This window comes from uncultured Intestinibacter sp. (assembly GCF_902468165.1).
Taxonomy (GTDB): Bacteria; Bacillota; Clostridia; order Peptostreptococcales; family Peptostreptococcaceae; genus Intestinibacter.
This window is the reverse complement of record NZ_CABQXJ010000011.1, coordinates 23,431-45,993: the sequence shown is the minus strand read 5'-3', so window position 1 is coordinate 45,993 and position 22,563 is coordinate 23,431. Positions and strand designations below refer to the sequence as shown.

Here is a 22,563-nt window from a genome sequence, read left to right as displayed (position 1 = left end):
TACATCATCTTATAATATCGTATAATTTTAAGTTAGTCAAATATATAAATTTATATACATTAATTTTAGTGTTTAACTATTATTAGGGTTTCTTTTGCGATTTCATGAACAACACCATCAACACACTTAGCCATCAACATAGCTTTATTTTGCATGTCATCGTCATTATCTGCATAAAATATCGGACAACCTCCTCCAGATGTCATATTTTTATTCGTTGTTATTATAGCTAATGTAAAATCATTTATAGACATATCTGACATATTACTTACCTTCCTTTCTTCCTATTACATAATTTTTTAAGGCTATATTTTTACCTCTAGCACTTGATACTATAGGAGTTGATTTAACTGCTTGTATAACTGCCTCAATGTTTTTTTCTATAGGTAAATACGCTATTACTAGACTTTCGTTTTTAGGATTTCGTCTTGGTATAGGAGTAAAAACTGGCTCGTTTTTTTGTCTATAAAGCCCCAATCTGCTGTATAAATTATATGCTATTGTCTGTCTTTGGCCTGGGTCTTGTATTATTGAAGCATTTATATAATTATTGTCTTTTGGAAGTATTTCTATTCCAACTCCATATTTTAAAAATTTTTCTCGTTCTGACTTTAACCCTACGTTTGTTATTCCACTTAGTGAGCCAACTTTGAGTATACTGTTATCTTCAAATGATATATCTACAATCTTTACATCTGCGATATCTCCAATAGAATCCCTTTTTATAAGCTTTTTTAAAATAAATGCTAGTACTATACCTAATATAGTACTTATAAGTAAGCTTATATTTTGACCTAATTTGAATTCTGATGTAATTAAATAGTAGCAACCAACTGTAAAAAATGAAGATATTATACACATATAGTTTCTAACTTCATACGTCTTTGCAATTTCTTCTATAAATGCATTTCCTCTTTGCACAAGTTGTTTTGCTTCTAATTCTGTCAGTGTATCTCTTCTATTTTCTCTTACTTGTCTAAATTGTTCTGCTGCTAAAGATAAAAATGTAATTGATGTATATGATCTTTCGATTAATGCAGGAACTAATAATGCACCTAGTGCAGATGCAATAAAAGCTAAAACTAATTGTGAAATTAAAACATTTGGTTGTGTTGGATATTGTTTTTGTTCTAAATTAAGCATAATTAATCTAGTTAATATTCCTATTACTATTCCGATTAAAAAAATTTTGTCCATTTTATACCTCTCAAACTTATTATTTTATTAAACATTGGTAATTACTTTGTTTTCCTTTTGCCGCTTCTAGGATTGGCGTACTTCCGGCAACTTGTTTTATAAGTTCCATATCGTTTAGAATCGGCATAAAAACAATCAACACACTTTTTGTTTTTAAATCTACTTTTGAGGTTGAAACTATATCGTGTTCATCTACATCTTTATCTACACCTGTATGAATAAATATATTGTATATAATTGCATCTCTCTGACCCAAATCATTTATAACGCCAAAATCTTTTTCGTCTTTTGGCACAACTTCAATTGCTATTCCGTCTTTCAAAAACTTTTCTCTCGTCGCTTTTAGACCTATATTTGTAATAACTACATCATTGACTTTCATTATAGGTCCATCAAAGTAAATTTTTGCTTCTTTTATATCGGCTATATCATTGATACTGTTTCTTCTCAATATTCTTCTAAATATTAAACCGACTATCGCGGCTACAAGTATAGCTGCTACTGTGCATATTATTATATTTTCGCCAAATCGCATTGCAATGATGACATAAGCTATTGATGAGCCAAGACCTGCAAATAAACTCACATAGCTTCTTACTTCATAAGTAGATGCTATTTCGTCTATATAGGTTGCACCCTTTTTAACTAATTCATCTTCATCGATATTGTTTAGAGTTATCTTTTCTTGCTTAGATAATCCTTGGAATTGTTGGATACCTACTGCTAAAAAAGTCAATGCTGAGAACTCTTTGTCCATAAGGGCTGGTAGAGCAATTCCTCCTAATGCTGATGTAAGCCCTGCCATTATAATTTGTTCTATATAATCTTGGGGTCTTGTTGGATATTGTTTATCTTTTATTCTAAGAACTAAAAATCTGCATAGCGTTCCGAGTAAGACTGATACTAAAAATGAATGTCTAAACAGAGCTTCGTCTAATACGCTTTCCTTCATAAAATACACTCCTTTACAAAATAAATTTTATTGTATAAACGTTATAAATTTATTTTGTACAAAAGAAAAAATCTTATGTAAACTTTCTATATTGATAGATTTATTTACATAAGATTTCGTTTTTCAGATATTTAATTTCTATTCTGTATTTTGCGGAATTGTGACTATAAAATCACTCCCAACTCCTAAAATACTATTAACTTCTATATTTCCTCCTAAGGATTTTACCATATGCTTAGTAATCGCAAGACCTAATCCTGTACCCCCTATATCTCTACTTCTAGCCTTATCAACCCTATAAAATCGTTCAAATATTCTATTTAGAGATTCTTTAGGTATTCCTATTCCATTATCTTTAAATTCTAAAATTATATTTTGTTTATCTTTATCATAATATTGAATAACTTGTATTCGTCCATTTTCAGGTGTATATTTTATTCCATTGTCTACTAGATTTAAAAAGATTTGTTTTATATTGTCCCTTATTCCTAATATATGTACTTCTTCATCTTCAAAATCATATGATACTTCTATGTTTTTTGATGAAGCAATATATTGTGTAATTTCACATACTTCTTTAAATATATCAAATAATTTAACTTGTTCGTATGATAAATCTTGACCATTTTCAATTGAAGAAAGCATTAATATATCTTCAATAAGACCTTTTAATCTGTTTGATTCTTTTTCGATTATATCTAAAAAATGATTTCTTGTAGCTTTGTCTATTTCATCATTTATTTTTAAAGTTTCTACAAAACCAGTTATTGATGTTAGAGGTGTTTTTAGTTCATGACTTACATTAGCTACAAAATCTCGTCTCATATTTTCTAATTTTACAAGGTCTGTTATATCTTCAATATTTATAATAGAGCCTATTATCGCATGTTTTGAATCCTGCAGATATACTGGGTCTATTTTTATCCTATATACTAGGTTATCTCTTAAATCTAATTCTATTACTTCATTTTGAGTACTTCCTACATATTTATGAAATATCTCAAGTATTTTTTTATCTTTTACGATAAATTTAAAATTTGATCCCTCTACATTAGTTTTCAAATCACATTTTAGCATTTCTTTAGCTATATCATTTATAAGCAAAATATTTCCCTTTATGTCTATTGCTAAAATACCATGAGATATGCTTTTTACAATGGAAGTCAGTTGTAGGTGCTTATATTCAACTTCTTCAATTGTACTATCCATTATTTGAATCATATAATTAAAATTTTTAGATAGTTCTCCTAGCTCACCTTTTACATATGTATTAAATCTCGTATGGAATTCTTTATTACTTACTTTTTTAGAAACTCTAGTAAATTCTTTTAGATATCTTCTCAGTGTTACCGTATATCTTATAAGTAATATAGCTAAAGCTGATGTAATAAGCATTATAAAAAAATATACACCATTTACTTGCTGTAAGTTTGAATTCATAAGTATTACCTCAACTTTTAACTAATTTTATATCCTATTCCTCTAATAGTTTCTATATATTTCTCTTCGTCTGTTTCAATTTTTTTTCGTAAGTATCTAATATGTACATCAACAGTTCTTGTTTCTCCAAAATATTCATATCCCCAGACTTTATCTAATAAAAAGTTACGTGAAAGTACTTTTCCTTTATTTTGAAGGAGTAATTTAAGTAAATCAAATTCCTTAATAGTCAAATCGATTTTCTTATCTTTTTTAGTTACTTCATGCTTTATTAAGTCCATTTTTATATCTTTAACACTTAATATATCTTCTACTTTATTTGCAGTTTTATTATATCTTCTAAGAACCGAATTTATTCTAGCTAAAAGTTCTTTTATTCCGAAAGGCTTTGTTATATAGTCGTCAGCTCCCTCTTCTAGCCCTTTAACTTTGTCTCTTTCCATATTCTTGGCTGTAAGCATAATAACAGGTATATCTTTTAGTTCTTCATCATTTCTTATTTTTTTTAATACATCCATACCACTTATATTAGGTAACATCCAGTCTAAAAGTATTAGATTTGGCTTAAATTCTTTTGCCTTATGATATCCGTCAAAACCATCTAATGAGTAGTCAACCACATATCCGTTTACCTCTAAATTAAATTTTAAAAGCTCTACTATGTGCATTTCATCATCTATAACTAATATTTTCTCCTCCATAACAATACCCCCTTACTTTATCTCAATGAAGGTTCCTATTCTCTTTGGCGTTTTATCATGCTTTCTATACGAGAAAAATCTATCACAATTACAACTTGTGCAGATATTCATATTTATTATATTCGACTTTAGTACTCCAAATTCTTTTAATATTTGGGTATTTATTTCCCATAAATCAAGATAATACTTCTCATCTCTTATTTCATATATTTTTTCATCTGCATTTGGAAGAAGTGCACTGAATTTTTCTACTAAGTCATAAGATACTTCATAGCAACATTTTCCGATAGATGGTCCTATAATTGCAACTACATCTTCTGTATTTGTATTATAATTTTCTTTCATAGATTGAAGTGTTTCTGAACAAATTTTGCCGTATGTCCCTCTCCAACCTGCATGAACAAGCCCAACAGCCTTATTTACCTTATCAACTAAAACCACTGGCACACAGTCAGCTGTTAATATTAGAAGTGGAACGTTTTTCTCGTTTGTAATTATGGCGTCTCCATCTATTATTTGTCCTATATTGTCTTTATCTACTTTATTTACTATGTTTGAATGTATTTGTTTATTTTTACTTAAATTTTTTAAAGTAAATACATCTTTAAATGCATTATTTACATCATCTAAATTTTTTGCATCTATATTAGTAGTTGTAATAGCTATATCTACAAATTCTAATCCTTCTTTATTTATAGTTAAATAATCTTTTTTATCTATTATAGTTTGTGTCATATTAATCTCCCTTTTCCATTAAAATATTTTTTAATTCACTTACAAAAGTATTTATATCTTTAAATTGTCTGTATACAGATGCAAATCTAACATATGATACTTCATCTATATCTTTTAATTTATCCATTACCATTTCACCGATTTTATCAGTATTTATTTCGCTTATATAATTTTTATTTATTTCATTTTCTACATAAGAAATTATGCTTTCTATTTGTTCTATTGAAACAGGTCTTTTTTCACAAGATTTTATTATACCTCTTTTTATCTTTTCCCTATTAAATAGTTCTCTACTGTTATCTTTTTTAACGACCATTACAGGTGTTGTCTCTATAATCTCATAAGTAGTAAATCTTTTTTTACAAGATTCACATTCTCTTCTTCTCCTAATAGACTTGCTATCTGTATGTCTCGAATCAACTACTTTAGATTCCTTGTAGTTACAATATGGGCATTGCATTGTTTTCCTCCTTAGTTAGTTAAGATTTAGAATTTAGATATCTATTTGATTTTTATCAAAATTTGATCCTATACTTACAATAATAGTATCGCAACCTATTCTCAAAATATCCCTCCAAAATACAGTGTCGATTTCAGCCCCTCTTGAAAAAAAGTTGCCTGAAGACCCTGTTATTGAAAAAGATGATACTTTGCCATTTTCGACATCTAGATCTATATCTGTGATAAAACCTAGTTTTTTACCATTTTTCACATTGATTATTTCTTTTTCCATAATATCTGATATTCTCATCATAGTGAATCTTACCTCCTATATATTTAATATTGAAATCCTCACAAAAATTTTTAAATAAGGATTGTCTTATATAAGTTTATTATTTATAAGTAAAAAAAATTCACCATGATATCATCTATAATCTTTATAATTATTTTCCTATTAGTTTTATTTTACACATTATTAAAAAATAATCAAATATTTTAGTGATATATACAATAAAACTGTCGCAAAGTAAACAATTAAATTACTATTACGACAGCTTTAATTTTTAGTATTTTGTTTTTAGATGTATTTTCTCATATTTTTTAGGGCATTTTTTTCTATTCTAGAAACTTGAGCCTGAGAAATACCAATTTCATCTGCTACTTCGATTTGAGTTCTTCCTTTATAAAATCTTAAATCAAGGACTAATTTTTCCCTTGAACTCAATTTTTTTATAGCTTCTTTTAGAGCTATTTCTTCTAGCCAGTTTTCATCTGTATCCTTTTTGTCTTGGACTTGATCCATTACAAATATTGCATCACCATTATCTTGATATACAGGGTCAAATAATGATATTGGGTCTTGTATTGCATCAAGAGCCATAACTACAGATTCTACCTCCATGTCTAGTTCTTTTGCTATTTCTGATATTGTAGGTTCCTTTGAATTCGTTCTGATTAATTTTTCTCTTACTTGTAATGCTTTATAAGCTATATCTTTTAATGAACGTGAGACCCTAATTGGGTTGTTATCTCTAAGGTATCTTCTTATTTCGCCTATAATCATAGGTACAGCATAAGTAGAAAACCTTACATTTTGACTTAAATCAAAATTATCAATAGCTTTTATAAGTCCAACACATCCTATTTGAAATAAGTCGTCTACATTCTCTCCTCTATTATTAAATTTTTGGATAACACTTAGAACTAATCTCAAGTTGCCCTTTACAAACTTCTGTCTTGCGTCCTCATCTCCTTGTTTAATTTTTACTAATAGGTCTCTCATTTGATCAGCCTTTAGTACAGGAAGTTCGGATGTATTTACACCACAAATTTCAACCTTATTTATAATCATAAATTTCAGTCCTCTCTTAAAAGATTCTATATATGAAATTATTTACACATCATATATTTTTATACTTTTAATAAGGACTTATTTATCTATTAAACAAATTTTTTCATTTCTTTTTTTAATCTGGAAATTATTTTTTTTTCCAATCTCGAAATGTAGGATTGAGATATTCCAAGTATGTTAGCGACTTCTTTTTGAGTTTTTTCTTTTCCTTTTGTGCTCAAACCAAATCTTAATTCCATAATTTGCTTTTCTCTATCGGATAATTTATCTAGTGCCATAAATAATAAATTCTTATCTATTTCTTCTTCAATTATTTTATAAATTTCATCATTATCAGTTCCCAATACATCTGACAATAAAAGTTCATTTCCATCTAAATCCACATTTAGCGGTTCATCAAAAGATACTTCTGATTTTTTCTTATTATTCTTTCTAAGACACATCAATATTTCATTTTCTATACATCTAGATGCGTATGTAGCTAGTTTTATATTTTTATCTAAATTAAATGTATTTACTGCTTTTATAAGCCCTATTGTACCTATAGAAATTAAATCTTCCATATCTATTCCCGTATTTTCAAATTTACGCGATATATAAACGACTAATCTAAGGTTTCTCTCTATTAAAATCGTCTTTATATTGTCATCGTACTCTAATTTTTGTAATAGTTCCTTTTCCTCCTCAAGTGTTAGTGGTGGTGGAAGTACATTTACACCTCCCATATAATAACAACTATCAGGTTTTATTAGTTTTAGCTTATTGCCTAATTTAATTAACTTCATAAACAATAATCTTTTTAGTTTCTTTACTTGTAATATCAATTAAAAGTCCTCCTTTTTAATATAATATTCTCGGATTCAAAATTGCACTATATCCTTCATCTTCAAAATTGGATATGCCGAGAATAATATTACTTATTTTTTTATTATCTACGTCTAGATAATCTGCTTTTATCCCCAAAATCATTCCGGCATTGTTGTCACCTACATGTTTATAAGGTATTATTCTAACTCTCGACGAAAGATTTGGTTCTAAACACTCTGTTAAACTCTGGATATCTGACATATCCATTTTTTCGAAATTATAATTTTCTGGTAAAAAATTTTCTAAAAGACTTGCCTTGATTATTACAACATCACTTTTACTAATAGGATCCTGTAGAAGGTTTCCACTATCTAATAATGCTATACATTCTATATTCTTATCTAATATTTTTATTCTTATCTTTTTAGTTATATCATCTATATGCTTTAGCAATCTAAAATCATTAACTATTTTTTTCAATAATTTACAACTAATATAAGAACATATTATAAAAAAAGATATAGTCATATGACTAATACCTGTAAAATAAATAACAAAATAAGTGCTTCCGGATATAAATATATTTACTAGATAAAAATTGAAAAGTATCTTAAAAAAATCTTTTTTATTAGTTACATTGAAAGATATTAAAACGATTACTATAAAAAATATAAATTTAGAAGGTAGGGTAAAAAAGATTTCTAAGTCTTTATAGATATACATAACACTGTAGATAGTACCTATTATAGCTCCACATATTTGCTTAAATTTTTTTGTGTATATTTTTGTAATATATGTAGTACAATTTATTATAATATAGTTAATCAGTAAGTTTTCTAGAATATAATAATCTAAATACATTATATCTTCTCCTCTTTCTTACTTAATCACACAATGTACTAAAATCTATGAATGTTTTTAAACTTTTTCTTAAATATATTATAGAATACTTCATTTAAATAATTTGTCATTTCTAACAGTCGAATTCAAAATACTTTTTCTAAAAATATGCAAAAAAATAAAAAAACCTTCAATATTATTGAAAGTTTTTTTATCTATTATTAACTATCTTCTTTTATTTCTTAAGAAAGTTGGTATTTCCATTTCATCATCCCAGTCGTTATTTCTAACTGGTTCTGGTCTTTTTTCTATTTTTGGTTCGATTACTGGTTCAGGCTCTTGAACTGGTTCATGGTGATGAATCACAGGTCTTGGTTCTGGTTTAGCAACTGGTGGTATTTCAGTTTTTTTGATTGGAGTTGGTTCAACATATCCACCTTGAGGAGCTTCATTAAAGCCAGTAGCTATTACAGTTATCATTATTTCATCTTCTAAGTCTTCTCTTATAGACGCCCCGAAGATTATGTTTGCATCTGGATCACATGATTCTGTTATTAAGTTAGATGCAGCATTTGCTTCGAATAATGATAAGCTTGGTCCTCCTGTTACGTTAAGTAATACGCCTTTAGCACCTCTTATAGAAGTTTCTAATAATGGCGATTGTATTGCTTCTTTAGCAGCTTCTATAGCTCTATTTTCACCGCTAGCATTACCTATACCCATATGAGCTAGACCTTTATCTTTCATTATAGATGTAACGTCTGCAAAGTCTAAGTTTATAAGTCCAGGAACTTTTATTAAGTCAGATATAGATTGTATACCTTGTTTTAATACATTATCAGCTATAGAGAATGCTTCTACTATAGATGTATTTTTTTGAACTACTTCTAGTAATCTGTCATTTGGTATAGTTATTAATGTATCTACATTAGCTTTTAATTCTTCAATCCCAGCTTCTGCATTTTTCATTCTTACTTTACCCTCAAATCCAAAAGGTTTAGTAACAACACCTACAGTTAAGATACCTTTTTGTTTTGCAAGTTGTGCAACTACTGGAGCTGCCCCTGTACCTGTTCCACCACCCATTCCGGCAGTAACAAATACCATGTCAGTATCTTGTAATAGTTGTTCTATTTGTTCCTTACTTTCTTCAGCTGCTTTTCTCCCTACTTCTGGGTCTGCACCTGCGCCTAACCCTCTTGTAAGTTTTTCTCCTATTTGAATTTGATTTTCTGCTTTCGATGTAATTAATGCTTGTCTATCTGTATTAATTGATATAAATTCAATTCCTTTTATTTTTTCTTCGATCATCCTATTAACAGCGTTGTTTCCACCGCCACCAACGCCAAATACTTTTATCTTAGCATTATTATCAGTTTCTAAATCAAAGCTTAGCATAATATCGAAACCTCCCTCTCTTGTAATTATTTCTATATATATATTAATTATATCATTTAATATTTAAATATTTAATGTATATTTATTAAAATAAATATATTTTATTGTTGTCTCTAAATTGTCTACTACTTCAAATGTCTTATGTACTATTAAACCTATTTTAAATATAACATCTATATTATATCATTTATTTTATTTAATTTGTTAAACTTTTTATAATATATATAACTTATATACTAAAAAACGTTAAATTGTACTTATTTTTACTTTTTGTACTTCTTTTTCTCATATTATTTATATGTATATAAGGTGTATTTTGAAAATGTCATATCAATTTTTCCGTAATTTATATTTTGACTTTTTAAATCAGTTAAAATTTGAGTCAATTTTGCCATATCATGTTTCATATCACCTTTTTTATCAATTATGACTTTTATTCCCTCTTTTGTGTTCATGTTAATTGTGCTGTTATCTAAAAAAGCAATACTATTGATTTTATTATCTAGTCCTTCTTTTTTAATATTTTTCAGCAATGAAGCTAATTTTTTCTTATCATTTTTATTTTCAAAATTTAATTTATTATCTTTTATAGTAAAATCAATTTGAACTATTGGACAGTTATCCTTTATTTTTTCATACTTTACTTTATCTATATAATTCATGTCTTCGTCAATGTAATAGTAATTGTCGCCTTTATCTTTCAAAACACAATTAATACCTTTTTCTTTTACATCTATTATTATTGAATGTGGTATAGAAAGTTTAACTTTTACACTTTCTATGTATCTACTTTCACTTACATTTGCCTTGATTTTTTTTAAATCATATGAAAATAAATTTTTACCTGTACTAACTTTAGCTAAATCTTTGACTTCAGTTTTTGAAAGAACTTGATTATTTACTACATCTATATTTTTTAAACAGAAAAAATCACTTCTTATAAATACTATAAAACAAAAACAAAATAGGAATATAAATAGAAATAACATTATCAATCGATTTATTCTTATTTTCCTTCTTTTCTTTTTCATAAAACCACTCCTGAAAATATAAGTTTATAAATCAAAAATACTACACCGATGATAATATTTCCTACATATAAATTAATTTTTTTGAAACAAATTAATACTAATTCTTTTTATGGTTTATATAAAAAAGCCAAAATATATCGAGCTTTGTATTTTATTATCAAAAAAAGATATAGAGGAAATCAATTTATTTTGATTAATTCTATATCTTTTATATTTAAATTATTAACTTATTTTTTCTTTATTCCTATAACTTTAGGTTCTTGTGCAGTTTGTTGTTCTACATTTTCTTCTTTAACTTCAGATTGCTCTTTTTGCTTTTTGTTTTTCTTTTTAGAGCCAACAGCTTCATTATAAGATTTCATTATTTCATTGTAGATTAAGTCAATTGCTTCTGGTTTACCTATTTTCTTTGCATTATTTGCCATATCTATTAGTAATTCTTTGTCTCCAAGTAATTTAAATACGGCTTCATTTAAAGATTGTGGTGTTAAATCTTTTTCTAAAATTGCAATTCCTGCACCTTGAGATTCTATACTTTTAGCATTGTATTCTTGGTGATTTTCTGCTGTATAAGCTTTTGGAATTATTATTGAAGGTTTTCCAAGAGCAGTTATCTCTGCTAAAGATATTGCACCTGCACTACCGATTACTATGTCACTTGCTGCAAGACCATCAGCCATATTATCTAAGTAAGGCATAACTCTTTGGTATGGTTTAAGTTCGATATCTTTTATAGTTTCTATAAATTCATCATAATAAACTTTTCCTGTCGCAAATATAAATGCAACATCTTCTTTTACCATGTTTTCTATAACAAGTCTCATAGCGTCGTTTATTTCTTCAGAACCACCACTACCTCCGTAGCATAGTACCATTTTTTTATCTTCGCTAATACCTAGATTTTTTCTCGCTATAAATTTTCTAGAATTTAATATTTCTTTTCTTACTGGGTTTCCTGTAAGAACTAGTTTATCTTGACTAGCTTCTGGGAATCTTTTGTGAGAATCCTCAAAACTTGTAAGAACTTTAGTTGCTACTTTAGATAATATTTTATTTGTAACACCTGGGAAAGAGTTTTGCTCATGGACTATAGTTACTCTTTTGTTCATTGCTGCGTTAAATAAAACTGGTCCACTTACATATCCTCCAGTACCGATTACGATATCTGGTTTATATTTTTTTACGATTCTTCTAGATTGTTCTAAACCTTTACATAGTTTAAATACTCTTTTTATGTTGTCTAAATCTATTTTTCTTTTAAAACCTTGAACTGTGACTGTTTTTAATTCAAAACCTGCTTTTGGAACTATTTCAGATTCTATACCGTTTTTAGTTCCAACAAATAAAATTTCACAATCAGGATTATGTTCTTTTATTTTATTTGCTATAGCTATAGCTGGGTATACATGGCCTCCAGTACCGCCACCGGCTAATAATACCTTCACTTCATCATCTCCTGTTAATTAATTTTTACTTTTTTTGAGATGTTTAACACAATTCCAATTTCACCCATCAGCACCGTGAGCGAGGTTCCTCCATAACTTATAAATGGAAGTGCCACCCCAGTCGCTGGCATAGAAGATGTTGCAACAGCTATATTGAATGCTGCTTGTATTCCTATTTGGGCACCGATTCCTATCACTACCATACATGCAAATAAATCCTTTGATTTTAAGGCTATCTTCACACATCTATATACTAATATTACAAATAACATTATAACTAAAATACAACCTACAAGACCTAACTCTTCGCCAATTATGGCAAAAATAAAGTCATTTTGAGGTTCTGGTATGTAAAAATATTTTTGTCTACTTTTGCCAAGTCCCAGCCCAAAAAGGCCGCCAGAGCCTATTGCATAAAGACTTTGTATAACTTGATATCCACTTCCAAGTGGATCTTGAAATGGGTCTAAGAATGCTGTAAATCTTTTTAATCTGTATGGTTCTGCAATGACTAAAACTCCAAATAATCCAATACCTGCAATTAACATAGTCATTACGAATTTCATATTCATTCCTGCTACAAACAACATAATAAATACAACTATTATTATAGTCCCAGCTGTAGACATATTAGGTTGTAACATTATTAATATAAAAAATATTGATGGAATTATTAAAATTGGTATAACACCTTTTGTCAAAGATTTTATATTTTCATATCTTTTTTCTATGACTTTTGCTGTAATTACTATAGTTACAAATTTTGCTATATCCGATGGCTGAAATGTAGCTCCACCTACACCTAGCCATCTTTTAGCACCGTTAGCTTCTATACCTAATGGTGTCAAAACTAACGCTAAACATATAACAGTAAATATACAAAGTGGCAATGAATTTTTCTTCCAAATATTATAGTCTATATTTGACATGAACATCATTCCCACAAACCCTAGCACTGCATAAATTATATCTCTTTTTAAGAAAAAATAGCCATCATGGTGTTTAAATGATGCTTGAACATAGCTTGCACTAAACACCATAACTATTCCAAATAGTACTAAGGCTATTGTTGTATAAAAAATTACTAAATCAAACTCCGTCTTCATCCCCTTTGTAATTTGCTTTTTAATTTTCAAACTTTCATTAGGCATATGAATGACTACCACCCTCCTCATCGCTATTAGCTTCGAAGGAAGAGGTTAAATTATAAATTGTTTACATTATCTTTGAAGTCGCGTCCTCTCACTTCAAAGCTTGTGTACATATCCCAACTTGCACAAGCTGGTGAAAGTAAAACTACATCACCTTCATTTGCAAGCTGAGCAGAAGTTTCTACTGCTTCTTTCATACTTTTTACTATTTTTATAGTTTCAAATCCTTTAGTTTTTGCACAAGCCTCTATTTTTGGTGCAGTTTCACCTAATAATACTAAAGCTTTTACATTTTGTTTTGCAATATCTAAAAGTTCGTCATAAGTACTATCTTTGTCATATCCACCAGCTATTAATACAATAGGCTTTTTATAAGAAGTTACTGCTTTAATAGTTGAGTCTGGATTAGTACCTTTCGAGTCATTTACGTACATAACTCCATTTACAGTTTTTACATATTCTAGTCTATGTTCTACTGCTTTAAAAGTTTTTAATACTTCTCTTATTACTTCTATATCTATACCTGAAACATATGCACTTAACGCTGCAGCCATGCAGTTTTCTAAGTTATGTCCACCTTGTAAGCTAAGTTCATCTTCGTGAAGAAGTACTATTTCTTTATCTATATTTATTACTATATTACCTTCATTGTTTACATATACTCCTCTTACACCTTGGTGTTTTCTAGAGAAGTATAAAACTTGAGAGTTACATTTAGTTGATAAAGCTCTAACTGCTTCATCATCGTAATTTAATATTGTAAAATCATTTTCGTCTTGATTTTTAAATATATTAGCTTTTGCCATTATATAATTTTCCATTGTATGGTGTCTATTTAGATGGTCTGGTGAAAGATTAAGTATCATACTTACTTTCGGTTTAAATTCTACTATACTTTCTAATTGGAAACTACTAAGCTCTGTAATTAAGAAAGATTTTTCATCAGCTATACCGACAGTTTCTATAACTGGTTTTCCTATATTTCCAACTACATATGTGTCACATTTAGCTGTTTTAAATATCTCTCCTACTAAAGATGTAGTAGTTGTTTTTCCATTTGTACCTGTTATACCTATGAAAGTAGGATTATTTGATAATTCATATGCTAATTCTACTTCACCAATTACTTTTATATTTTTAGAATATAGTTTTTGTATAAATGGTAAATCAAGAGGTACCCCAGGAGATACTACTGCTAAATCGATATGATCTACTTCTTCTGGATGATATCCAAGTATATAAGTTGCATTTTTTATATCTTTTAATTCTTCTAATATATCTGCTAATTTTTCTTCAGTTTTTATATCGTTAACTGTTATCTTAGCTTCTAATTTATCTAATAATTTAATAGTTGATATACCAGTCTTTGCTAAACCTATAAGTAAAACATTCTTTCCTTTTAAATCCATTTTAATTTACCCCCATCACTTAAAATACTGCTAAAACACCTATCCAACATAAAACTACTGTTGCAATCCAGAATATGAATACAACTCTTGTTTCTGGCCATCCACATTGTTCAAAGTGGTGGTGTAATGGCGCCATTTTAAATATTCTTTTACCATTAGTTAATTTGAAGTAAGTTACTTGTATCATAACAGATAAAGCTTCTGCTAAGTAGATAAATCCTACTATTACTATTAATAGTGGTGAATTAGTAAGAGTAGCAAATGCAACTACTGCTCCACCTAATGCCATTGAACCTGTATCTCCCATAAATACTTTTGCAGGATATGCATTGAATCCTAAGAATCCTAAACAAGCACCTGCTGTTGCTGCAGCAAGTATAGCTACATCAGAATTAGATATTGATACTGCAAATAGTATGAAGAAACATGATACTATTAAAGTAACACCTGATGCAAGACCATCAAGTCCATCTGTTAAGTTAACTGCATTTACAGTTCCTATTATGAATATCATCATAAATGGTATATACCATATTCCTAAATTGATTATATGGTTTGTAAATGGTATAACAAGTTGTGTTGCGCTTGGTGATGCACTATATTGATAATATGCAATATATAAAGCAAGAGCAAACTGTAGTATTATCTTTTGATAAGCTTTAAGACCTAACGATCTTTTCATTTTTATTTTTATAAAGTCATCTAAAAATCCTACAAAACCAAATCCTACTATACAAATAAGTCCAACTATCAGTCCTTGACTTATTTTTGCTCTTGTAAGCCCTGTAATTAATATAGCTACTATCATCATAACACCACCCATTGTTGGTGTTCCGTTTTTTGCTAAGTGAGATTGAGGTCCTTCATCTCTAACCGTTTGACCAAATTTAAATCTAGCAAGCATTGGTATAAATATTGGTCCAAGTATTACTACTATTAAGAAACCAATCATTGCTGTATACGTAAGTTGTTTAATTCCTAACATTATTAAAACTCCTCTCCCTGTTGTTTCATCTTTTTTAATTAATTATTTTTCATTTGCGATTATTAACTTTTTTTATGCTAAATATTCCTATTTATACATTTTAATCTTAAAGTTTTGTGTGATGACTGTAAAAATTTTGGTTGTGATATTATGTTTCCAAGTTTAAAAACTTATTTATAATACTATCTACATCTCCAATCTTATTAATTATATACCAAATCGCCTCATTTTTGAAGATATTTATAATATAAGTATTACGTCGTAACGCTTTCATTCACTTTATCTTAATATTATTAAATGTATATGTATAATGTCTAGAGTTTTATAATGTATTTACTTGCTGTATATTTATTTATTATTGTTGTAGTATAGGGTTATACTTGAACCTTCGTTTACTTTTACTCCTGGCTTTGGAAACATATCTGTAACTATATTTTTTTCGTCTACTTCTATATCTGTATCTAAATTTGATTCTAAGTTGCTTTCTTCTAGCACTTTTGTGGCTTCTTTTATTGTTAAGTTTCTTACATCTGGAACTTTAACTTGTTTCTTTTCATTTTCTTTTTTCTCTTCTTCTGTATAAATCTTTTTAACTCCTAAATATTCTAAACTTTGGCTCATTACTTCTTTTATAATTGGACCTGCTGTAGTTGAACCAAATGCAACTACGTCTGTCGGTTCGTCGACTATAGCAAGTACTACTATTTGAGGGTCATCAACAGGGGCTACACTAATAAATGAGCATATATACTTACCTTGTGCATATTGTCCATCTATAACCTTTTGTGCTGTTCCTGTCTTTCCTCCTAGTCTATATCCAGGAAGATAAGCTATTTTACCTCCACCGTCAGTAACGACAGATTCCATAACTTTTAACATTTTTTGTGATGTTTCTTTTGATACTACCTGTCTTACAGTTTTAGGTTCAACCTCTTTTGTTATGTTGCCTTCGTTGTCTGTATATGCTTTGACTAATCTTGGTTGCATCAATTTTCCGTCATTTGCTATTGATGAAACTGCAGTTATTAGTTGGATAGGGGTTACTGATATTGATTGACCAAAAGAAATAGTCGCAAGCTCTACAGGACCTACATCTTTTTCTTTGTATAGTATACTGTTGGCTTCACCAGTCAAATCTATACCTGTTTTACTTGTAAGACCAAAGGCTTCTATGTAATCATATAATCTACTTACGCCGAGTCTCTTTCCTAGCTCTACAAATACTGGGTTGCATGAATTTTGAACTGCTTGTTCAAATGTTTCACTACCATGTGGTCTATAAGATCTCCAACATTTAATTCTTCTACCTTCTACAGTTACACTACCTGTGCATGTGAATTTTTCATTTGGTTTTATTACGTTTTCTTCTACTGATGATGTAGCAGTTACAAGTTTAAATGTAGATCCAGGTTCATAAGTATCACTTATAAGAGTATTTCTCCACATTTCATAGTAAGCATTTATTTTTTTGTCGTCGTCATAGCTGTCTAATAATTCTTCAAAGTATGGATATATTGCCTTTGTAGGTTGATTTGGATCATAATCTGGTTTTGATGCCATTGCCAAAACGTCACCTGTTTTAGGGTCCATCGCTATTATTTTAACCCTCTTAGCATTGTTTAATTCATATGCCCTTTGAGCTGCTTTTTCAGCATAACTTTGGATTACCTCATCTATCGTTAAAACAATTCCATTTCCTTGAACTGCTTCATAATATTGTTCTACCCCTTGATTGATTTCTCTACCAGATGCATCTGTACTGACAATTAATTTTCCATCTTGACCTTTTAATTCTTTGTTGTACTGTAGCTCTATTCCTGTTACACCTTCTCCATCTGATGATGTATGACCTAATACATATGGTGCAAAATTGCCATATGGATAATATCTTTGTGGGTCTTCTGATATCCATATACCTGGAATAGATGCATTTTGAATTTTATCTGCAATATCATCATCTACCCAACGTTGAATTCTGACTAATGCTTGATTTGTCTTAGATAATAATTTTAATATTTCATCATAATCCTTATCTTTAACAATTTCTGAAATTTTTTTAGCTGCTTCTTTCTTATCTTTTACTTCAACAGGTTTACACCAAATAGTATATTTTGTGACACTAACTGCCATCTCCTTCATATTTCTGTCGTATATTGTTCCCCTTTTTGATTCAACTGGTATTTCTCTAGTTTGTTGTTCAGATGCTTTTGTGCTCAGCCACTCTCCTTTTATAAGTTGTAGATAACAAGTTCGGACTATTAATACTAAGAACAAGGTACACGCACAAACAAGGACTAAAACTAGCCTTTTTTTGCTTCTGATTCTTATCTTCTTCATAATCATCCTCCTCTTTATAATGTATAAAAATCATATTATTTAATCATCCACAGAAATATATTTTTTTTGATATTCTGCAGGATAAATCATATCTAATTTTTTGCTAGCATCTTTTTCAATTTTTTTTGAATTTTGGTTTACCCTTTTTTCAACTTCTAATGTCTGTAGCTTATTTTGTTTTTCTTTTAAATCTTTTTCTAAATAGTATATATCGTATTTTAAGCTAGAAGAAATCTGGTAAATACATAAATCTCCTATTCCAACTGCTACAATTAAAACAAGCACCAATATTCCTGTTTTTTTCTTAAATATACCTCTTTTATTCTTATTCTTTTTCCTCTTCTTATATGCTTTAAAACTCTTTACTTTTTCGTTTTTTTCCTTCATATGACCGCCCCCTTAATTAGAAAAATTTAATTTTATTTTTTAACAAATTTAAGTAAATAACTTTTCCAAACATATAACTCCTATCATTAAAGAATTATTTATTTTAGATATATCTTCCTCTAAAAAAATTTTTCTAAAAATATACATATCTATTCAAATTTAGCTCTTTTTCTATATAATTTTTCTATATTTTTTTTATTCAAACAAAAAAATATGCCCAGTTAGATTTACTAACTGAGCATATTTTATAATATTTATATAATTTTTAATCTAATTCAAAAGCACCAGTATATAATTGATAATACTTGCCGCCTCTTTCTATTAATTCATCGTGGTTTCCACGCTCTATTATTCTACCTTGTTCTAAAACCATGATAACATCAGAGTTTTTGATAGTTGATAATCTATGCGCTATTACGAATACTGTTCTACCTTCCATAAGTTTATCCATACCATCTTGAACAATTTTTTCTGTTCTAGTATCTATACTTGATGTAGCTTCATCTAGTATTAAAACTGGAGGGTTGGCAATTGCCGTTCTAGCTATTGATAAAAGTTGTCTTTGACCTTGAGATAAGTTGCTTCCATCTCCTGTTAATACAGTATTATATCCATCTTTTAGATGTTCTATAAATCCATGTGCATTTGCAAGTTTTGCAGCAGCGATTACTTCTTCATCAGTTGCGTCTAATTTACCGTATCTGATGTTTTCCATAACTGTTCCTGTAAATAAGTGAGTATCTTGAAGAACTATACCAAGCGATTTTCTTAAATCGTCTTTTTTAATTTTAGTTATATTAATTCCATCATACCTTATTTTACCGTCTTGTATATCATAGAATCTATTTATTAAGTTTGTTATTGTAGTTTTACCAGCTCCTGTAGCACCAACAAATGCTACTTTTTGTCCTGGCTTAGCATACATATTTATATCATGTAATACGATTTTGTCGTCGTTATAACCGAAGTTTACACCTTCAAATACAACATCCCCAGTTAATTTAGTATATGTTACAGTTCCTTCCGCTTTATGTGGATGTCTCCAAGCCCAAGTTCCTGTACGTTCTTTTACTGGTTTTATTTCGCCATCTTCTTCTATAGCATTTTCTAATGTAACATATCCGTCGTCTACTTCTGGCTTTTCATCTATTAAGTTAAATATTCTCTCTGCACCAGCAAGAGCCATTATTATTGAGTTAAATTGTTGAGATACTTGCGCAACTGGCATATTGAAACTTCTTGTTAATTGTAAGAATGATGCTAATGCACCTAAAGTTAAATTTCCTACACCACTTATTGCAAGTACAGCTCCTATTGCAACTATTAAAACATAACTTATATTTCCTATGTTATTCATTATAGGCATAAGCATATTTGCAAAACTATTGGCATTGTCAGCACTATTAAATAATGAGTCATTTAATTCGTTAAATTTCTTTTTAGAATCTTCTTCATAACTAAATACTTTAACGACTTTTTGACCTTCCATCATTTCTTCAATATATCCATTAACTTTACCTATATCTCTTTGTTGGTTTCCAAAGAAGAAAGCACTTTTAGAGCCTAATATTCTCATTACTTGATACATTACAAATACCATAAGAACTATTAATATTGTAAGTATTGGACTTAGTACTATCATAGAAACAAAAGTCCCTACTATAGTTATTACAGAAGAGATAAGTTGAGGTATACTTTGACTTATCATCTGTCTTAATGTATCTGTATCATTTGTGTATATACTCATTATATCTCCGTGAGCATGTGTATCGAAGTATTTGATTGGAAGTTTTTCCATATGTTCAAATAAATCATCACGGATATTTTTTAATGTTCCTTGAGATATATTAACCATAAGTCTACTATATATATAAGTTGATATTACACCTGTATAGAAAATAGCAGCCATTATAGCTAAAGCTGTTAATAATGCTTTAAAGCTTGGGTTATTATGTCCTAATAGTGGAACTATATAATCATCTATTAATGTTTTTAAGAATAAGTTTGCTACTACTGAAACAATAGAACTTATAAATAATGTTATTAAAACTATAAAGAATAAAAATTTATAATCTCTAAAAATATAACTAATCATTCTTTTTAAAGTTTTCATAGGGTTGTTTCCTGGAGCTTTTTTATTTCCTTTAGCAAATTGTTTACTCATTATCGTCAGCTCCTTTCACTTGTGATTCATAAACTTCTCTATATATAGCGTTGTTTACTTTTAATTCATCATGTGTTCCTATAGCGTCTATTTTACCATCATCTAAAACTATGATTTTATCACTAGCTTCTATTGATGATATACGTTGAGCTATTATTATTTTAGTTGTAGATGCTATATCATTTTGGAGAGCAGCTCTTATTGTAGCATCTGTTTTTGTATCAACTGCACTTGTTGAATCGTCTAAAATTAATATTTTTGGTTTTTTAAGTAATGCTCTAGCTATACAAAGTCTTTGTTTTTGACCACCAGATACATTTGTACCACCTTGTTCTATATAAGTATCATATCCATCTGGGAATGTTTGAATGAATTCATCTGCACAAGCTTTTTTGCATGCATCTACTAATTCTTCATCTGTTGCGTTTTTATCTCCCCATCTTAGATTTTCTTTTATAGTACCTGAGAACAGTACGTTCTTTTGTAAAACCATAGAAACTTCATTTCTAAGAGTATCTATATCGTAGTCTCTAACGTCTACTCCACCTACTTTTATACTTCCTGCTGTAACATCGTAAAGTCTTGGTATTAATTGAACTAATGTAGATTTTGCACTACCTGTTCCACCTATAATTCCTATTGTTTCACCAGATTTTATTTCTAAGTTTACATTTTCTAAGTTTAATTTGTCTTTATCATTAGCATAAGAGAAATCTACATTTTCAAATGATATAGACCCATCTTTTACTTCTTTTATAGGGTTTTTAGGATTTTTTATAGTACTTTCTTCATCTAAAACTTCAAGTATTCTCTCTGCTGAAGATTTAGCCATAGTTATCATAACAAATACCATAGATAACATCATTAAACACATAAGTATTTGTGTTGAATATGTGAAGAAACTCATAAGTTGACCTGTTGTCATAGTATTTGAAACTATCATTTTAGCCCCTAACCATGATAAAAGTAATATACATGTATACATAGTAATTTGCATTACTGGAGCATTTAGTACTATTAATTTTTCTGCAAATATAAAACTATTTTTTACATCTCCTGAAGCTTTTTTGAATTTATTTATTTCGAACTCTTCTCTTACTGCTGATTTTACAGTTCTTATTCCTGTTAAGTTTTCTTGTACACTTGCATTTAATGCATCGTATTTTTTGAAAACAGCTGTGAATCTAGGAAATGCAACTTTTATTATAAGCGCTAATATTAACCCTAAGAATATTACTGCTCCAAAGAATACTAGTGATAAACTTGGATTAATTAAAACTGACATTACCATTGCAGATATAAGCATGATTGGTGCTCTAACAAGCATCCTTAAAATCATTTGATATGCATTTTGCACATTTGTTATATCTGTCGTAAGTCTTGTTACTAGACCTGCCGTTGAATATTTGTCAATGTTTTCAAATGAAAAATCTTGTATATTTTCAAACATCGCACGTCTTAAGTTTCTCGCATAACCTGCTGAAGCATTTGCCGCAAATTTTGCCCCTAATGCACCACAAAGAAGTGATAACATAGCTACTACAAGCATAAGTATTCCTATTTTTGCTACATAGCCCATATCACTATTGTTCAGACCATTGTCTATAATCATCGCCATTAATAGTGGTATTATAACTTCACATATACACTCTAATACCATAAATATAGGCGTGATTATAGAATTCTTTTTGAATTCACCAATATATGATGATAATTTTCGTATCATTTCTTCCTCCTCAATATATAAATTTTATTTTAAATTAAATAAATTATTTAATTTTTGACATTATAA

At 28.8% G+C, this 22,563-nt stretch carries 21 protein-coding genes; all 21 read right to left on the bottom strand.

Annotated features, from left to right (window positions below; genetic code table 11):
• Nucleotides 1-65 precede the first annotated feature (65 nt).
• The 21 genes from RDX53_RS03690 to RDX53_RS03590 all read right to left on the bottom strand — a co-directional run bounded on the left by RDX53_RS03690 (nt 66) and on the right by RDX53_RS03590 (nt 22,497).
• Complete coding sequence (locus RDX53_RS03690; protein WP_195929770.1) at nt 66-263, bottom strand: hypothetical protein; 198 nt, start codon at nt 261-263, stop codon at nt 66-68.
• Between the two features lies 1 nt (nt 264).
• On the bottom strand, nt 265-1,197 hold the full coding sequence (locus tag RDX53_RS03685) for a YIEGIA family protein (RefSeq protein ID WP_195929771.1): 933 nt from the start codon (nt 1,195-1,197) through the stop codon (nt 265-267).
• Nucleotides 1,198-1,216: 19 nt separating this feature from the next.
• On the bottom strand, nt 1,217-2,149 hold the full coding sequence (locus tag RDX53_RS03680; RefSeq protein ID WP_195929772.1) for a YIEGIA family protein: 933 nt from the start codon (nt 2,147-2,149) through the stop codon (nt 1,217-1,219).
• Between the two features lie 138 nt (nt 2,150-2,287).
• Nucleotides 2,288-3,589 (bottom strand): HAMP domain-containing sensor histidine kinase, encoded by a 1,302-nt coding sequence (locus RDX53_RS03675; protein WP_195929773.1) that lies wholly within the window; start codon nt 3,587-3,589, stop codon nt 2,288-2,290.
• A gap of 17 nt (nt 3,590-3,606) precedes the next feature.
• A complete protein-coding gene (locus RDX53_RS03670; RefSeq protein WP_195929774.1) occupies nt 3,607-4,290 on the bottom strand; it encodes a winged helix-turn-helix domain-containing protein in 684 nt (227 codons plus the stop codon).
• Between the two features lie 12 nt (nt 4,291-4,302).
• Nucleotides 4,303-5,025, bottom strand: coding sequence for a peptidoglycan editing factor PgeF (gene pgeF, locus RDX53_RS03665; RefSeq protein ID WP_195929775.1), 723 nt, complete (start codon nt 5,023-5,025; stop codon nt 4,303-4,305).
• 1 nt (nt 5,026) lies between these two features.
• Nucleotides 5,027-5,485, bottom strand: coding sequence for a transcriptional regulator NrdR (gene nrdR, locus RDX53_RS03660; RefSeq protein WP_195929776.1), 459 nt, complete (start codon nt 5,483-5,485; stop codon nt 5,027-5,029).
• A 33-nt stretch (nt 5,486-5,518) separates the two neighbouring features.
• Complete coding sequence (locus RDX53_RS03655; RefSeq protein WP_195929777.1) at nt 5,519-5,779, bottom strand: YlmC/YmxH family sporulation protein; 261 nt, start codon at nt 5,777-5,779, stop codon at nt 5,519-5,521.
• 264 nt (nt 5,780-6,043) lie between these two features.
• A complete protein-coding gene (gene sigG / locus RDX53_RS03650; RefSeq protein WP_195929778.1) occupies nt 6,044-6,817 on the bottom strand; it encodes an RNA polymerase sporulation sigma factor SigG in 774 nt (257 codons plus the stop codon).
• Between the two features lie 89 nt (nt 6,818-6,906).
• A complete protein-coding gene (gene sigE / locus RDX53_RS03645; protein ID WP_279325548.1) occupies nt 6,907-7,641 on the bottom strand; it encodes an RNA polymerase sporulation sigma factor SigE in 735 nt (244 codons plus the stop codon).
• A 16-nt stretch (nt 7,642-7,657) separates the two neighbouring features.
• Nucleotides 7,658-8,485: a sigma-E processing peptidase SpoIIGA gene (locus RDX53_RS03640; protein ID WP_195929779.1), complete on the bottom strand. Its 828-nt coding sequence runs from the start codon at nt 8,483-8,485 to the stop codon at nt 7,658-7,660.
• 204 nt (nt 8,486-8,689) lie between these two features.
• A complete protein-coding gene (gene ftsZ, locus RDX53_RS03635) occupies nt 8,690-9,862 on the bottom strand; it encodes a cell division protein FtsZ (RefSeq protein ID WP_195929780.1) in 1,173 nt (390 codons plus the stop codon).
• A gap of 290 nt (nt 9,863-10,152) precedes the next feature.
• Nucleotides 10,153-10,893: a cell division protein FtsQ/DivIB gene (locus RDX53_RS03630; protein ID WP_195929781.1), complete on the bottom strand. Its 741-nt coding sequence runs from the start codon at nt 10,891-10,893 to the stop codon at nt 10,153-10,155.
• A 227-nt stretch (nt 10,894-11,120) separates the two neighbouring features.
• Nucleotides 11,121-12,338, bottom strand: a complete 1,218-nt coding sequence (gene murG / locus RDX53_RS03625; RefSeq protein WP_195929782.1) for an undecaprenyldiphospho-muramoylpentapeptide beta-N-acetylglucosaminyltransferase — start codon at nt 12,336-12,338, stop codon at nt 11,121-11,123.
• Nucleotides 12,339-12,352: 14 nt separating this feature from the next.
• Complete coding sequence (gene ftsW, locus RDX53_RS03620; protein WP_307993717.1) at nt 12,353-13,489, bottom strand: putative lipid II flippase FtsW; 1,137 nt, start codon at nt 13,487-13,489, stop codon at nt 12,353-12,355.
• Nucleotides 13,490-13,542: 53 nt separating this feature from the next.
• Nucleotides 13,543-14,898, bottom strand: coding sequence for a UDP-N-acetylmuramoyl-L-alanine--D-glutamate ligase (gene murD, locus RDX53_RS03615; RefSeq protein WP_307993716.1), 1,356 nt, complete (start codon nt 14,896-14,898; stop codon nt 13,543-13,545).
• Nucleotides 14,899-14,917: 19 nt separating this feature from the next.
• The gene (gene mraY, locus RDX53_RS03610; RefSeq protein WP_195929784.1) at nt 14,918-15,883 is read right to left on the bottom strand and encodes a phospho-N-acetylmuramoyl-pentapeptide-transferase; all 966 of its coding nucleotides are present in this window, start codon (nt 15,881-15,883) and stop codon (nt 14,918-14,920) included.
• A gap of 348 nt (nt 15,884-16,231) precedes the next feature.
• Nucleotides 16,232-18,220, bottom strand: coding sequence for a penicillin-binding transpeptidase domain-containing protein (locus RDX53_RS03605; protein ID WP_307993715.1), 1,989 nt, complete (start codon nt 18,218-18,220; stop codon nt 16,232-16,234).
• A 39-nt stretch (nt 18,221-18,259) separates the two neighbouring features.
• Nucleotides 18,260-18,607, bottom strand: a complete 348-nt coding sequence (locus RDX53_RS03600) for a hypothetical protein (RefSeq protein ID WP_295571466.1) — start codon at nt 18,605-18,607, stop codon at nt 18,260-18,262.
• A 265-nt stretch (nt 18,608-18,872) separates the two neighbouring features.
• Nucleotides 18,873-20,771 carry an ABC transporter ATP-binding protein gene (locus tag RDX53_RS03595; RefSeq protein ID WP_195929804.1) on the bottom strand — a complete coding sequence of 633 codons (1,899 nt, stop codon included), beginning with the start codon at nt 20,769-20,771 and terminating at the stop codon, nt 18,873-18,875.
• On the bottom strand, nt 20,764-22,497 hold the full coding sequence (locus RDX53_RS03590; RefSeq protein ID WP_307993714.1) for an ABC transporter ATP-binding protein: 1,734 nt from the start codon (nt 22,495-22,497) through the stop codon (nt 20,764-20,766). The genes RDX53_RS03595 and RDX53_RS03590 overlap by 8 nt, the downstream gene beginning before the upstream one ends.
• Nucleotides 22,498-22,563 lie beyond the last annotated feature (66 nt).